This window comes from Providencia zhijiangensis (genome assembly GCF_030315915.2).
Taxonomy (GTDB): domain Bacteria; phylum Pseudomonadota; class Gammaproteobacteria; order Enterobacterales; family Enterobacteriaceae; genus Providencia; species Providencia zhijiangensis.
In genome coordinates this window covers 2,203,599-2,218,501 of record NZ_CP135990.1, presented here as the reverse complement: position 1 = coordinate 2,218,501, position 14,903 = coordinate 2,203,599, and the positions used below count along the sequence as shown (strand labels likewise).

At 40.5% G+C, this 14,903-nt stretch carries 14 protein-coding genes; 6 read left to right on the top strand and 8 right to left on the bottom strand.

The window, feature by feature from the left end; all coding sequences use genetic code 11:
• Window positions 1-53: 53 nt before the first annotated feature.
• On the top strand, window positions 54-1,055 hold the full coding sequence (gene yejK, locus QS795_RS10215) for a nucleoid-associated protein YejK (RefSeq protein ID WP_108477940.1): 1,002 nt from the start codon (window positions 54-56) through the stop codon (window positions 1,053-1,055).
• 125 nt (window positions 1,056-1,180) lie between these two features.
• Here the strand turns inward: yejK and rplY are convergent, their stop codons facing one another.
• Complete coding sequence (gene rplY / locus QS795_RS10210) at window positions 1,181-1,462, bottom strand: 50S ribosomal protein L25 (RefSeq protein WP_286270462.1); 282 nt, start codon at window positions 1,460-1,462, stop codon at window positions 1,181-1,183.
• A gap of 209 nt (window positions 1,463-1,671) precedes the next feature.
• The gene (gene radD, locus QS795_RS10205; RefSeq protein WP_286270503.1) at window positions 1,672-3,444 is read right to left on the bottom strand and encodes a DNA repair helicase RadD; all 1,773 of its coding nucleotides are present in this window, start codon (window positions 3,442-3,444) and stop codon (window positions 1,672-1,674) included.
• Between the two features lie 222 nt (window positions 3,445-3,666).
• Here radD and rsuA point away from each other — a divergent pair, with 222 nt between their 5' ends.
• The 3 genes from rsuA to QS795_RS10190 all read left to right on the top strand — a co-directional run bounded on the left by rsuA (window position 3,667) and on the right by QS795_RS10190 (window position 6,645).
• Complete coding sequence (gene rsuA, locus QS795_RS10200; RefSeq protein WP_154603556.1) at window positions 3,667-4,371, top strand: 16S rRNA pseudouridine(516) synthase RsuA; 705 nt, start codon at window positions 3,667-3,669, stop codon at window positions 4,369-4,371.
• Between the two features lie 24 nt (window positions 4,372-4,395).
• Entirely contained in the window at window positions 4,396-5,580 is a 1,185-nt protein-coding gene (locus tag QS795_RS10195; RefSeq protein ID WP_036953002.1) for a Bcr/CflA family multidrug efflux MFS transporter, read from the top strand.
• Window positions 5,581-6,303: 723 nt separating this feature from the next.
• The gene (locus QS795_RS10190; protein WP_181477266.1) at window positions 6,304-6,645 is read left to right on the top strand and encodes a YejG family protein; all 342 of its coding nucleotides are present in this window, start codon (window positions 6,304-6,306) and stop codon (window positions 6,643-6,645) included.
• Between the two features lie 132 nt (window positions 6,646-6,777).
• Here the strand turns inward: QS795_RS10190 and mepS are convergent, their stop codons facing one another.
• The gene (mepS, locus tag QS795_RS10185) at window positions 6,778-7,365 is read right to left on the bottom strand and encodes a bifunctional murein DD-endopeptidase/murein LD-carboxypeptidase (protein ID WP_154603557.1); all 588 of its coding nucleotides are present in this window, start codon (window positions 7,363-7,365) and stop codon (window positions 6,778-6,780) included.
• Between the two features lie 1,053 nt (window positions 7,366-8,418).
• Here mepS and QS795_RS10180 point away from each other — a divergent pair.
• Window positions 8,419-8,763, top strand: a complete 345-nt coding sequence (locus QS795_RS10180) for a hypothetical protein (RefSeq protein ID WP_286270458.1) — start codon at window positions 8,419-8,421, stop codon at window positions 8,761-8,763.
• A 154-nt stretch (window positions 8,764-8,917) separates the two neighbouring features.
• On the opposite strand, the gene yeiP is transcribed toward QS795_RS10180, so the two are convergent.
• The 3 genes from yeiP to QS795_RS10165 form a co-directional block, all read right to left on the bottom strand.
• Window positions 8,918-9,490, bottom strand: coding sequence for an elongation factor P-like protein YeiP (gene yeiP, locus QS795_RS10175; RefSeq protein ID WP_154603558.1), 573 nt, complete (start codon window positions 9,488-9,490; stop codon window positions 8,918-8,920).
• Window positions 9,491-9,631: 141 nt separating this feature from the next.
• A complete protein-coding gene (mtr, locus tag QS795_RS10170) occupies window positions 9,632-10,876 on the bottom strand; it encodes a tryptophan permease (RefSeq protein ID WP_154639304.1) in 1,245 nt (414 codons plus the stop codon).
• A gap of 147 nt (window positions 10,877-11,023) precedes the next feature.
• Window positions 11,024-11,464: a nucleotide triphosphate diphosphatase NUDT15 gene (locus tag QS795_RS10165; protein WP_154639305.1), complete on the bottom strand. Its 441-nt coding sequence runs from the start codon at window positions 11,462-11,464 to the stop codon at window positions 11,024-11,026.
• Window positions 11,465-11,646: 182 nt separating this feature from the next.
• On the opposite strand from QS795_RS10165, the gene fruK reads away from it, so the two are divergent.
• Complete coding sequence (fruK, locus tag QS795_RS10160; RefSeq protein ID WP_036953017.1) at window positions 11,647-12,582, top strand: 1-phosphofructokinase; 936 nt, start codon at window positions 11,647-11,649, stop codon at window positions 12,580-12,582.
• Between the two features lie 98 nt (window positions 12,583-12,680).
• Here fruK and nfo read toward each other — a convergent pair whose 3' ends face one another.
• Window positions 12,681-13,526 (bottom strand): deoxyribonuclease IV, encoded by an 846-nt coding sequence (nfo, locus tag QS795_RS10155; RefSeq protein ID WP_154603561.1) that lies wholly within the window; start codon window positions 13,524-13,526, stop codon window positions 12,681-12,683.
• Window positions 13,527-13,659: 133 nt separating this feature from the next.
• A complete protein-coding gene (locus QS795_RS10150; protein WP_036953023.1) occupies window positions 13,660-14,739 on the bottom strand; it encodes a YeiH family protein in 1,080 nt (359 codons plus the stop codon).
• Window positions 14,740-14,903 lie beyond the last annotated feature (164 nt).

Below are 14,903 nucleotides of genomic sequence, written 5' to 3'. Positions count from 1 at the left end.
ACTAACAGTGTTTGAATACGCGACATTATTTCTGCTAGCGAAAGGAGCCAACAATGAGTCTGGAAATTACCCAGATAGCGTTACACCAGTTGATTAAACGAGATGAACAGACTTTAGAAGTCATGTTGCGTGATTCGTTATTGACGACAGACAATGTTGTGCAAGACATGATGGCAGAATTACATCGTGTATACAGTGCAAAAAGTAAGGCATTCGGTGAGTTTAACGAAGAGAGTGAACTGGCTGAAGCGTTAACGTTACTGCGTAAGGGCGAAGAAGAGTTTTTAGGCTTTAGCCGCGCAATGACCGTGCGTTTAAAAGATGAGCTGGCAAAATACCCGTTTGCTGAAGGCGGCATCGTTCTCTTCTGCCAATATCGTTATTTAGCGGTGGAATACCTGCTGATTGCCGTTCTTAATAGCTGCGATAGCATGTTTGTGACCGAATCCCTCGATTTAGGTACGACTCATTACTTAGATATTCCTCATGCGGATATTGTGGCACGTATTGATTTGACTGAATGGGAAACCAATCCAGAGTCGAAGCGTTATCTGACTTTCCTTAAAGGGCGAGTAGGGCGTAAAGTTTCTGATTTCTTTATGGATTTCTTGGCTGCATCTGAAGGTTTGAATGCGAAGGTACAGAATAAAGGGTTAGTCCAAGCATTGGATGATTTTTGTGATAATGCGCAGATGGATAAAAATACTCGCCAAGCTTATCGCCAACAAGTTCATAGCTATTGCAGTGAGCAATTGCAATCAGGCGAAGAGATTGAGTTGAAGGAACTCTCAAAAGAGCTACCGATGGTGGAAGAGCAAAGCTTTGAAGATTTCACTCGCCAAAATGATTATCAATTGGAAGAGAGTTTTCCTGCTGATCGCGGTACTTTAAAGCAGTTGACGAAATTTTCAGGCAGTGGTGGGGGGATCACAATTAGCTTTGATGCGATGTTAATGGGAGAGCGTATTTTTTGGGATCCCGTGACAGACACATTGACTATCCGTGGTACACCGCCGAATCTGCGTGACCAGTTGCAACGCCGCGGTAATAAATAGTGAACGATGGATTTTCTATAGAAATCTTACGTTAGAAATCTTGTCTTAAAAATAAATAACGCCGCAATTGCGGCGTTATTTACTCGGCGTCCCGAAAAAACTTTAAAGCTCGGCTATGGGCTTAATTAAGCGCGCAGGAAGTCAATATGCGTCACTTTTGGCTTAAATGGGTGACGTTGAACAGCCTGAACTTTTACTTTAGTTTCTTTACCATCGATAACCAGAGTCAGAACTTCGTAAAATTCAGCTTTGCTTTCTTGGTTAATGATTTCATCGTGGCTCAGAGTAACAGAGATAGCTTCTTGGTTGCCACCGTAAACGATAGCCGGCAGTTGGTTAGCTCTGCGCAGGCGGCGGCTCGCACCCTTACCCTGCTCTTTACGTTCAATTGCATTGATAGTTAACATTACAATTTCTCTATAAAAGAAAAAATAAAAATCCTGCTACAGGCGACCCAGCAGCAGGTTCGAGATTTGGCCCTGTAACATCATTTCGCGAAGCGAGACATACAAAGGCGGGCGGCATTTTAACGAAAAAACGGCTAGCGGGCAATCATTAAGATCATTATCTTTCTGACTTGGCATGATTTATTCATCATTAATCGCGTTTTTTCTGATTATCTTAATGATGCGGCAAGACGGAAACGTCCCTGATAATCAAAGATTTTTTCTCTAATCTCCCAGTAGCTTTCTTTTTTTCGCGCAACAACAAATTGCGGGTAACGTAATAAAGCTTGCTGTGAAATAATGTCGTTTGCATTATTCCAATGGAAAGGAACACCAGGGGCTCGATGATGTTCTCGTAAGAATCGAAATTCAAATGCGCGTTTTTGAGCAGAAGTGGTGAGTCTAAAACGCTCAGACACCGACGTGCCATCCTCATCATAGTAAGTGATTTTCAGCCACTCGCCTTTTGCATCCGAGCCTGAAGTGAGTTCCATTCCTCCGCAGCGTAAGATTAGAGCATCTTTAAGCCGTAAAGCGGCTTTAAGCATATCATCGGGGTCCGTGAGGACTTCTTGGCATTTATGGCAACGTCGTGCGGCAATATCATTTTCCGCGCCACAATGGGGGCACTGTTTAAATCGAAAGCGGAACTCACATTGTTGTTTTCGTCCATGCTCATCTTCTTCCCACCCTTGGCAACGACGCCCGTAGTGCTCGACAATTTGACCATCTGCAGTACATTTTCCCCAAAAAACATTGGCAAACTGACACAGTGGACAGAAAACTTGGACTGGAACGCTGGTGGAATTGGGTTTGCTGCTACCCACTTCGGGACGAAAGAGGTCATGAGGATTTCCGGCATAGTCCAGAATTAGGCACAGTTTCTTTCCTTCACTCAAACGTAAGCCACGTCCAACGATTTGCTGATATAAGCTGACGGACTCTGTTGGACGTAAGATGGCAATTACGTCTACGTGTGGCGCATCAAAACCTGTGGTCAGTACTGAAACGTTGACAAGATAATGTAATTGCTTATTTTTAAATTGCTGAATGATGTTTTGGCGCTCAAGGGATGGTGTCTCTGCGGTGACTAATGCAGCGGTATTTTGTGGTAAATAACTGAGGATCTCTTTAGCATGTTCAACCGTAGCGGCAAAAATCATGCACCCTTGTAACGGCGTGGCATACTCAATAATCTGCGCCACAATTTTTGGTGTAATGCGCTGCTGTTTTTTGAGGGATAAATTGAGTTCTTGCTCGCTAAAAATTCCCGATTGGTTAACCGATACCTGACTAAAATCATACTGCAGCACTGGCATATCAAGGCGTTCAGGGGGAACCAAAAATTGGTTTTTGATCATGTAATGCAGCGGCAATTCATAGATACAATCACGGAAAAAACAGTGTTCATCCCCTTTAACCATTCCGTGGTAGTGGTATTGGTAAATCCACCCATGCCCTAGGCGATAGGGAGTTGCGGTCAAACCTAAAATGCGCAGTGCAGAGTTATGCTTTTGTAAGCTTAGGATAATTTGTTGATACTGACTTTCTTCGTTTAAGCTGATGCGATGACATTCATCGATGATAACTAAAGAGAATTTGTCGTCAAAGTGTTCAAGATTACGTGCTACCGATTGTACGCTTCCAAAGACCACTTTACTGTGGGATTCTTTGCGATTGAGACCTGCTGCGAAGATATCTGCCTCTAGACCATAAGTCAGATATTTGGCGTGATTTTGCTCAACTAACTCTTTGACATGCGCTAAAACTAATACGCGCCCACGAGCTAATCTCGCTAATTCTGCGATCACTAAGCTTTTTCCTGCCCCTGTCGGGAGCACAATCACCGCGGGCGTAGTGTGACGTCGAAAGTGCTGGATTGTCGCGTCAACGGCTTCTTGTTGGTAAGGGCGTAAAGTAAAACGGGATGAGGCTGCAGGCATATGAGTTAGTTTTTTCAAAAAAGTCAGATTATTAATGTTAAATTTAAGTTAGATCCGTGGCTAGGTCTAAATTTAAGCGTTCCCTTTGCTGTGCTATCACTTGTAACAGGTTATTGGTATAATAAATTATGTGATAGTAATCACAGCAATCCATCTTTCTATCTTATGACAGCGCGGTGCTATTGTACCTCTCGCTGACATTCCATCAAGTTAAGAGAATCTATGCGACTGGATAAATTTTTGTCCCAGCAACTTGGGATAAGCCGGAGTTTGGTGGCGCGTGAGCTGCGTGCCGGTAATGTCATGGTTGACGATGAAGTAGTAAAATCAGGTTCGATGCAGGTGGGTCTTGATAATGAAGTTGCCTATGATGGCAATGTGTTAGTGCAAGTTACGGGGCCTCGCTATTTTATGCTCAATAAGCCGGAAGGCTATGTTTGCTCAACTGATGACCCCACGCACCCGACAATTCTCTATTTTATTGATGAGCCCGTCGCCCAAAAACTGCATGCAGCAGGTCGCTTAGATATTGATACGACTGGGTTAGTGTTATTAACGGATGATGGTCAGTGGTCTCATCGCATCACCTCGCCAAAACATCATTGTGAGAAAACTTACCGAGTTCAACTGAGTGAAGATATCGCGGATGATGTCGCGGTACAGTTTGAACAAGGCGTCATGTTAAATGGTGAAAAATCACTCACGAAACCTGCGCAGCTGGAAATTATCTCTCCACGTGATGTCCGACTGACAATCAGTGAAGGGCGCTATCATCAAGTTAAACGAATGTTTGCGGCAGTCGGAAATCATGTGTGTGGTTTGCATCGTGAGCGAGTCGGGGAAATTCGTTTAGATGAGCAGCTAGAGCCGGGTGAATACCGTCCACTGACGGAAGCAGAGATTGAGAGTATTACGGTTCCCCGTTAATGATGTCATAGCAGGAGTTAATAAGTGCAACAACAGCGTTCATCCTATTTGGGGCTGATTTTAATTTTAGGTTTGCTATCAATGCTAATGCCATTAGCGATTGATATGTATTTACCGAGTTTCCCTGCAATGACAGGTTACTTTAATGTAGATGAAGGGCGCATTCAGATGACCCTGAACAGCTACATTTTTGGTTTTGCAATTGGTCAGCTTTTTTATGGTCCGATGGCGGATAGTTTAGGACGCAAACCCGTCATTTTAGGTGGGGTGATTGTCTTTGCACTAGCCTCTGCGGCTTGTGCTGTTGCAGAATCTATCGATACATTTATCTGGCTGCGTTTCCTTCATGGATTTGCGGCAGCCGCAGCCAGCGTCGTGATCAACGCCTTGATGCGTGACATGTTTACTAAAGATGAATTTTCCAGAAGTATGTCTTTTGTCGTGTTAGTGATGACTATTGCACCGTTGATGGCACCTATCATGGGCGGCGAAATGATGCGCTGGTTCTCATGGCATGCCATTTTCTGGAGCATTGCGATTGCGGCTGTCATCGCTGTGGTGCTGGTTAGTTTATTTATCCGAGAAACGCTACCGGTTGAAAGGCGACAAAAATTCCATATCGGAACCACATTACGCCAGTTTGCGACGTTATTCAGAGCCCGCCAAGTGTTGTTCTATATTTTGGCTAGCTCATTCTCGTTTTCCGGTATGTTTTCTTTCTTAAATGCAGGGTCATTTGTCTATATCGACCTTAATGGGGTATCGCCTCAACATTTTGGCTATTACTTTGGCATTAATATTGTCTTCTTATTCATTATGACGACGATTAACGGCAAATTTGTAAGGCAATTTGGCGCTGAGCGAATGTTATATTTTGGGATTATTGTTCAGTTCGTTATGGGAATATGGCTATTAACGACGACAGCATTGGGTATGGATTTCTGGACATTGGTGATTGGCGTCGCGATTTATGTGAGTGGGATTGCCATGATCACCTCAAACTCGATGGCAGTGATCCTCGATAATTACCCTCATATTGCAGGAACAGTTTCTTCTCTTGCAGGCACAATTCGTTTTTCTATTGGTGCATTGGTGGGAACGTTGTTATCAATGATCCCTGCTAAAAATGCCTGGCCGATGGTAGGTTCGATGGTAGGCTGTGTGGCACTCTCCATGTTATTTGTGCTTTTAGCGAAACGCGCAAAATAGCATCTCTAATTGAATCAGTTTCAAGGATGAAACTGACAAACTGATTAGTTCCATTCCTTTATTTATATCATTCTGATTTATCTCACTAATGCACTATTCATAATACCCATAGATTAACCTGTATAATACATCGATAAAACTGACTAATTACGCAAGGTAATTAAAGTATTTATCAAGAAATGATCCATATCAATTATCTTAAGTCGAATATTTGTTAAATTTCTGTTTTCAATGAAAGGTAGGGCTCACTTTCTAATGATCCGAAATAAGGTTACATGAGCTTAAAAAATAGATAATTGTTAATGCATTTGAGTAATAATGTAAAAAATAAATTGATTTATTATGGTTTGTTTTGAAGATTATTCTCAAAATTTGTTTAAAAATTAACTTTTTTGTCAAAAAAATTCGTATGCAATGATGTGTGTCACAAAAATTTAACGACATGCTACTTTTTTAATGTTATATTTAAGTTCTTGCTTTTAACATTCACGTTACTTTTTGGTTGGGTTAAAAGTTCGGTTTGAACGAGGATTTCTTTAAGACTTATGTAGCTCTATTCGCTCTCTAATATAGAGAGAGGTACAAGGAAGAGGGACGTTGTCTCTTGGGGGAGTTTCAGTATCTAAAAGAATCGATATTCATTGAGTGAAATGTAAATTAAATGGCGATTTAGCTAGTCAATTTACTTGGCAAAATGATGACATATTTTAATAGGAAATTTTTGTGGAAAAATTAGGTCTTTCGGTGGTGCACAGGCTGCCGCAAAGCTATCGCTGGTTATCGGGAAAAATAGGTACGGATGTTGAGGTTGTGCCTATGAATGATATTAATAGCGATAAGCTAGTGGGGCTAAAATTGCTGAGCCACGACTGTGCAACAGATTGTATTGCAATGAAGCATTTGTCTGAATCGTTATCGGAAATGCAGATCGATAACGCCATTTTAGAATGGCAAAAAGAGATGTGCTTATTTATCCGAGCGAGTGATGAGCTAACAGCAATGTGCCGTTTAAAAGCATCGGGTGTTGCTATCGCAGAAATGGCTTCTGGTTTCTATTGTGCCTAATGGCATTGAGACTATTTAATATTAAGGTCGTCTTTATGATATTCGACCCAATAAAAAAGCTTCCGGTTTAGAGCCTGGAAGCTTTTTTATTGGCAAGGTATCTATATATTACTGCATTAATGTTTCTGGGTTTTAGGAACCATTAACCACACGGCGGCTTGCGTAATAACGCTTGCTCCAATAATCGTTAGTCATTTCAGAAACGATAACGCCATTACTTGTAGAGGCGTGAACAAATTTATTGTCCCCGATATAAATCCCTACATGCTTCATCGTGCGACCTGTTTTAAACAGAACTAAGTCACCCGCTCTTAAATTGTTGCGTTTTACACTTTTACCTGAAGATTCTTGTTCAGAGGTAGTACGTGGTAATTGCACGCCAAATTGCTCGAGGAAAGTACGTTGTACAAAGCTAGAACAGTCAATACCACTTTTAGTGGTTCCACCTAGACGGTAGCTAACGCCTTTCCAGCTTGCATATTGATCCATGATTTTGGATTTGGTATCAACACTTCTGACTAAATCTTCGAATTCATCTTGAGATGCCATTGCGAGTGAGTCATTCGATGTTGCGTTTAACATGCGAACATCTGAAGATCTTGCGGTAGTTTGACCATTCTTCGATGTTTTCGGTGCCGTACATGCTGAAAGCGTTACGGCAATTGCGACTGCCGGAACAATGCGCCAGACATAGCGCTTAAATTTTTCAGAAGTTAACATTAATAAAATATCCCTTGCCATTTTATTTATTGCTGTGTGGAAACTACACAACACACTTAAACTGATCCCTGTGAAAAACGCATTATAACGACTGAGTGTATTTTTCGCAGAAAGTGTTTATGTATCGAACAAATTATGCTCTAAATTAGCAGCTGTCTTGTGCTCTAACACCTGTTGATTATAAAAAGATAATCAGAAGCTGCTAAAAATCGTACTTATTTTATATATTTGGCCGATGAATATTGAGTTCTTTAACCAAACATAAAGAATATACATAAACAAAGCTGAAATGGCGAGTTAATAGGGGGATAATTTACAAAACATTATATAAAACGAGAGATCCATCATTAACTTGCCTTCAGAATGCGAATAATCCAGTTTTTTTGCGCCCTTACAGAGACCGTTCTCAAAGAAAATATGATCATAGTCACGTTTATTATCTAATATCTTTATAAAAACAGTGGGGATTTTTTAAATTTCAATCTGAATTGTAAAGAAGTTTAAATTTATATTGTTTGTCACCTAAATGTAAAAGCAATTGGCTGTATCCGATAGCTATATGTTGCGGATATTCTTACTACATTATCGTGTGTTTTTTATGCATTAGTCTTCAAGTTAAGTGAGCTAAACAGCTATGTTCACCATTAGGTGTTATGAAGTTTTACGCTTTTAATAAGTGAAAGGAATTAAATAGATTAAATTTTCACTAAGAAAATGAATTTATATAGAGAGTTGTTTATAGCCGTTCTGATTAATAAATATCAAATTTGATTGTTGGAGTAGATGACTGATTTTAATAAAACACAGAGTGATTTGTTATATAAATGAAATCAGTTTCAATGGGATTTATTGCATCTAAGTTAAATTAAAGGAGTTAAAGGTCGTGCCTATCCTTTGGGGTTATTTAAAAATAAAAAATAGCGGCCATAAATGAAATAACTATTCCCCTCCGCAAATTAAGCTTATATCCGAAATTTATTAAGTAATGCATCAATTAGATGTAAATAAATTTTAGTAATTGACGATAACTTAATTTTAAGCGGAGAAATTCTTGTGGATCACTCAGTAAAAAAAATAACATTAGCAGTATTTTCTTTAATGGCATTAACATTCGGTATGCACGCTAAGGCGTCTACGCACAGCGAAGCAAAACCCGTTTCATCAGGCACAATCCACTTTGTTGGCGCAATTGTCGCATCACCTTGTGTTATCACGAGTATTGAGCAGAGCATTGATACAAAATGCTGGAATGATGATGGTGTCGTTAAAACGACCTCAGTAAAGTTTAATAAATTGAGTGAAAAAGGGACTACGCTTCCAAATCAAAAAGGAACTCAAACATTTAAATGGATTAACAAGGAAAATAAAATAGGAGTTTACACGGTTATTTATGACTAATAACTAAATTGTCATATTTATATTAATTTTTGAATATTAAATGGAATGCTATTCTAGGATGAATTGGTGATGTTTATTTATAATGATGCCTATGGGCGGAATGCCCATAGGTAATGTAAGCTTATTTTCTTATTGAGAAAATAGGGCGAAATAATTAATCACAACGGCCCATATAACGGCGTTCAGGAATATGAATACGGATTTTTTCACCGGTAGTTATATATTCGGGAACTTGAACGGTTAAGCCTGTCGGCATTGTTGCAGGTTTAGTACGAGCACTCGCAGAAGCGCCTTTAATTCCTGGTGTTGTTTCAGCAATCACCATATCGACAGTTTGTGGTAATTCAAGAGCTAGAACTTGCCCATCCATTGTTAAAACCTGCATTCCTGGTAAACCTTCTTCAGGAATAAATAACAGCTCTTCTTCAATATCAGATTTTTTAAAGATATATGGGGTATAGTCTTCATTGTCCATGAACACATACTCATCACCATCAATATAAGAGAAGCTTACGGCACGGCGAGTGAGTGAAATTGTGTCTAAAATATCATCACCTTTGAAGCGCTCTTCAACTTTTTGGCCAGTTTTGATATCGGTAAAGCGCATTTTATACAGTGTACTTGCGCCACGAGCGCTTGGGGATTGGATATCAATGTCTTTAACCAGCAGTAATTTCCCGTTGTAGTTTATTGCAAAACCACGTTTGATTTCGTTGGCCTTGGCCATAAATAACCTTCTTTGTTATTGTCAAAAAGAGTTCGACAAAATTACTCGCAGATAAGGGATTAGGCAAGATGTTAACATCAAAAAAATCCCTAGTTTTCACGCTAGGGATCTCTTTTTAACCAATGATTGTCTTTGAATAACTTAATAGACAGGTAATAAACCTAGCAGAGACAAAATATGTGCGGCTGCGTTAATCAAACCAAATAAGATGACGAACCCAATCACAAAGCTTCCGCCGGGTGTTCGATAGCTATTATTAGGAAAACGCTTACGGCTTGCTCTTGCCATCATGGCAGGGACAATGACCGCCCAAATAGTTGCTGCGAGTCCTGCAAAACCGATAGCATAAATAAAGCCGTCAGGGAACGCTAAACCTAAAACCGTTGGCGGTAAGAAAGTAATAATGACTGATTTAAAACGCCCTTGATGGCTATCGTTAAATTTAAAGAAGTCCGCGATAAAATCAAATAAGCCGAGGGATACGCCTAAAAACGAGCTTGCTAATGCCATATAAGAGAACAGCGTTAAAAATTGCGAAATAAAGCTACTCTGTGCAGAAATATTCATTTGATTCAGTAACGCGCCAATATTGTTACCATTTTCTCTGATCGCAATAAAGGACGAACGTGGAATATTACCTTGGATAGCATACTGCCATAAGATGTAGATAGTGACCGTAATTCCTGCGCCGTACACTAAGCTCAACATGACACTACGGCTGTCTTTATTGTAGTACTTCACTAATCCCGGTACGTTACCGTGATAACCAAAAGAGGTCAGTAAATAAGGCAACGCAGCTAATGCATAAGGTAAATATTCACTTTGACTATTTTCATATTGGTTGAAAAGAATCAACGGTGAGGCGGTAGTGACCATGCCGCCGATGGACATCACAAATGTGATCACCATCCCGCCAATTAAAATCGTACTTAACCTATCAACTGCACGGGTAGATAACCAAACAAAAAACGCGATAACCACCGCAAAAACAAAGCCAGAAAGCGCTTGCGGAACTTGAACATATTTTGAAATGTTCTCGGTGATGATCGAGCTACCCGCCGAAATATAGGCATAGGTTAAAATATACAACACAAACGTGATGGAGAGAGTGTTAATGGTATTCCAGCCAGAACCTAATAAATCCTTCACCATGGTATGAAAACTAGCACCTGCTGGGTAATTCATATTGGCTTCTAAAATCATTAATCCTGATAACAACATACAGATAAATGTGTAGATCAGTAAGACAACTGAACCGGAAAACCAAACACCTGACGTCACCATCGGAATAGAAAACATACCTGCACCGACTGCGGTACCGGCTATGATCATTGAGCCGCCTAAAATAGAGGGGCGCTTTGGTGGTTTTGTTACATCGGCTTCCATGATGACTCCTGAATGATTGTTTCACTGTACTAGCTGAACGATACATTAGGTCGGAAATAATGTAAACATCTAAAAGATAATAAAATAAAAAATAGTTAAGAGTGGTTATTATATGCACAAGCAGTGTGATGTTTGTGCATATTGGGTTTAGATATGCGGCTGATAGAAACGTTTACTGAGCCATAATTCGATCGCATTACGGCTAGCTTCAAAATGAGGTTCAGGTAATGGGTCAGTTGGGGAGATCCACAACAGGCTTTCGCATTTATCCGCTTCCATGATCTGCGGGGCAACTTTCCCGTTATATTCCACATGCATACAGATAGAAACCGTATGTTTACCTTCTTGTCGGAACGTTTCGATATTATTGCTGAGACCAAATACAGTTGGGGTATCGATATCAATACCAATCTCTTCTTTTATTTCACGGATTGCGCAGGCTTCGAAAGATTCTCCAGGGTCAACGTGGCCTCCGAAAATAGACCAGTAAGGTGCATGTTGGCTGCTACGTTTACCCAGTAGAATTTGCCCTTGGCCGTTCGTAATCAGCACACCGACACCAACAACAACGTATTGAGGACCCGACATTATTTTTCCTTCTTCTTATTTTTATAAAGAAAGGAATTTTGCCACGTTACTTTCAAATTACAATCAGGAAAAAATACAAATATCACTGAAACCAACAGTTATTAATGTTATAACTATGCCCTGAAAATCTTGTGATAAGACTGTCTGCACGAAGACAATAATGATAAGGGAGATAAGTGGTTATGACTCGCCGGGTTGCTACAATTACATTAAATCCTGCTTATGACCTTGTGGGGCTATGCCCTTCCATCGAAGTCGGTGAAGTCAATTTAGTTAAGACCGCTAGTCTCAATGCTGGAGGTAAAGGGGTCAATGTGGGGAAAGTCCTGCGTGACCTTGGTATTGATATCACTGTTAGCGGCTTTATGGGTAAGGACAACCAAGAAGAATTCCAACACTTCTTTAGTGAAAATGGCATGGCAAACCGTTTTAGCATGGTGCCAGGTCGTACACGCATTAACGTTAAGCTCACAGAAAATAACGGTGAGTCGACAGACTTTAATTTCTCTGGTTTTGATGTCAGTAAAGAAGATTGGAACCGTTTTTCCACGGAATCCCTTAATTGGCTTGGTCATTTTGACATGGTGGTGGTCAGTGGAAGTTTACCTAACGGGATTGAACCTGAAGAGTTCACACGTTGGATGACTCGCCTGCGTCAGTTATGCCCTTGTATTATCTTTGATAGCAGCCGCGAAGCATTAAAAGCGGGTCTGAAAGCATCACCATGGTTAGTTAAACCTAATCGTCAAGAGCTAGAAACATGGGTAGGGCGCAAATTACCGGATTTAAAAGATGTTATTGCTGCGGCGCATGAATTGCGCGATAAAGGCATTTCTCACGTGGTTATTTCCCTCGGTGAAGAAGGCGCTCTTTGGGTAAATGCTTCAGGCTCTTGGTTAGCGAAACCGCCTCAATGTGAGGTTGTCAGTACGGTAGGCGCTGGCGATTCAATGGTTGCCGGGTTAGCTTACGGCTTATTAAATGGTGAGACTAGCGAACATACACTCCGTATGGCGACTGCAATTTCTGCGTTATCGGTTTCTCAACCGGATGTGGGTTTGAAAAACCGTAATAAACTGGCCGATATGATGGCAAAAATTGAGATGAAATCATTGTAACTATTTTACGATTATTTCATTGGGAAGGCGGCTTATAGAAGGCCGCCTTTTTGTTTGCTATGCGTTTAGTTTATTAGCAGTCTTATTTACTGAAAGCGTTAGCTATTTTGTTGCGATTTTAACCATGCAATTTCTTGTGGCCAAATATCGGGATTGATGGTCTCTAAAATCAGAGGAATGCCATCAAAACGCGGGTCTTTCATAATATAGCTAAATGGCGCATAACCAATATTGCCTTCACCTAAGCTATGATGGCGGTCAACACGACTGGCAAATTCACTTTTCGCATCATTAAGATGCATACCTTTTAAGAATTCAAAGCCCACAATGTCAGAAAATTGTTGGAATGTTTTCTCGCAATCTTCCGCTGTACGTAAGTCATAACCAGCTGCAAAGGCATGACAAGTATCTATACAAACCCCAACACGGCTTTGATCTTTCACGCGTTCGATGATTTTAGCTAAATGCGTAAAATCAAAACCAAGGTTTGTTCCTTGTCCTGCGGTATTTTCAATGACGGCGATAACGCCTTCAGTTTCTTCTAAGGCGATATTGATCGATTCTGCAATGCGGGCTAGGCAATCATCAACGTCAATTTGTTTAAGGTGGCTGCCGGGATGGAAGTTCAGCAGGTCAATCCCCAATTGCATGCAACGCTGCATTTCATCAATAAAAGCGACGCGAGATTTCTCTAATGCTTCAAATTCAGGGTGTCCCAAATTAATGAGATAACTGTCGTGGGGTAAAATTTGGTGTTTCCCATAACCGTATTTAGCGCAGTTTTGTTTGAAGCTTTTAATGACTTCGTCGCTAAGGGGGGCGGCTTTCCATTGACGCTGATTTTTGGTAAATAAAGCAAATGCGGTGGCTCCAATTTCATGGGCGCGAATCACTGCTTGGTCAACGCCGCCAGAGGCGCTGACATGTGCTCCAACATATTTCATGATTGACTCCTTTTTTCAGGAGTATGCCATTAATAATTAAAGAAATGAAACCAATAAAAAAATGCCGCTTATGAAAAGCGGCAATCGGAGGTGCTCAAAAAAGGAGACAAACTTAGCAAATAGAAAATGAGGGTTAAAACACCGACTGGATAACAACGTTAATCACAATACCGCCAAAAATTAACCAAGCGAACAAGATAGCTGCCATCAGTAAAGGTTTGATCCCCGCTTGTCGAATCGCACTGACATGCGTTGTCAACCCTAATGCCACCATCGCCATCGCTAATAAGATGGTATCTAACGTAATAATTTGTTTAACCAGTTGTTCAGGTAATAAGTTGAATGAGTTAAACGCGGCGACCAAAATAAAAATCACGGCAAACCAAGGGATCGTAATTTTACTTTTCTGAGCGCCTTCTTGTGTGCTGGCCGCATTTTTACGACTAATAAATGCAGACAAGATAATTAAAAACGGTGCCAGCATCATGACACGCAACATTTTTGCTATCACAGAAGCATTTTCTGCATCTGGACCAATAGTATGACCTGCGGCAACCACTTGGGCGACTTCATGAACGGTTGAACCGATATAAATCCCAAACGTTTCTTGAGTTGCAGGGATCCAGCCGAAATGTGCATTTAACTGATATAACCATGGGTAGACAAAAATACCGATGGTACCGAAGATCACCACGGTTGAAACGGCAACAGCGACTTTACTTGCAGACGCTTTAACCACTGGCTCGGTTGCCATTACAGCGGCGGCACCACAAATACTGCTACCTGCACCGATTAACATGGTGGTTTCATCATCAAGTTTGAATACTTTTTTACCAAGCCAGTAAGCTAAGAAAAAAGTGGAGGTTAATGTCAGGGCATCAATAATCAGTCCTGTGGCTCCCACGTCGGTAATTTGCTGAAAAGTAAGGCGAAATCCATACAGAATAATACCGGCACGTAAAAAATAGTGCTTAGCAAATTTGATCCCTGCATCGCTACTTGTACTAATAGCAGGGTAAACGGTATTTCCCACACAAATACCAAGAAGAATAGCCAGAGTGAGAGCGCCCAGCCCAATATCCATAAACCATGACTGTTCCCCAAGGTATATGGCAATGGCTGTTAAAATTCCCGCTAAAATGATCCCCGGAACAAGTTTTAGAATAGGGAATGAATTATTTTGTGTGATTGCTTTGGTTCCAGTTTTATCCATGACTACACTCTTTATGACGACTTAGATTAAGTTGGAATAAGCATATAACAAAAAATTCAATAATCTAAATTGATTGTTTATGTATTATTTATCTAAAAAATAGATTAAGAGTTTCTTCTGGTATATTGCTAATAAATGATTAATATTAACAATATTATTACAAC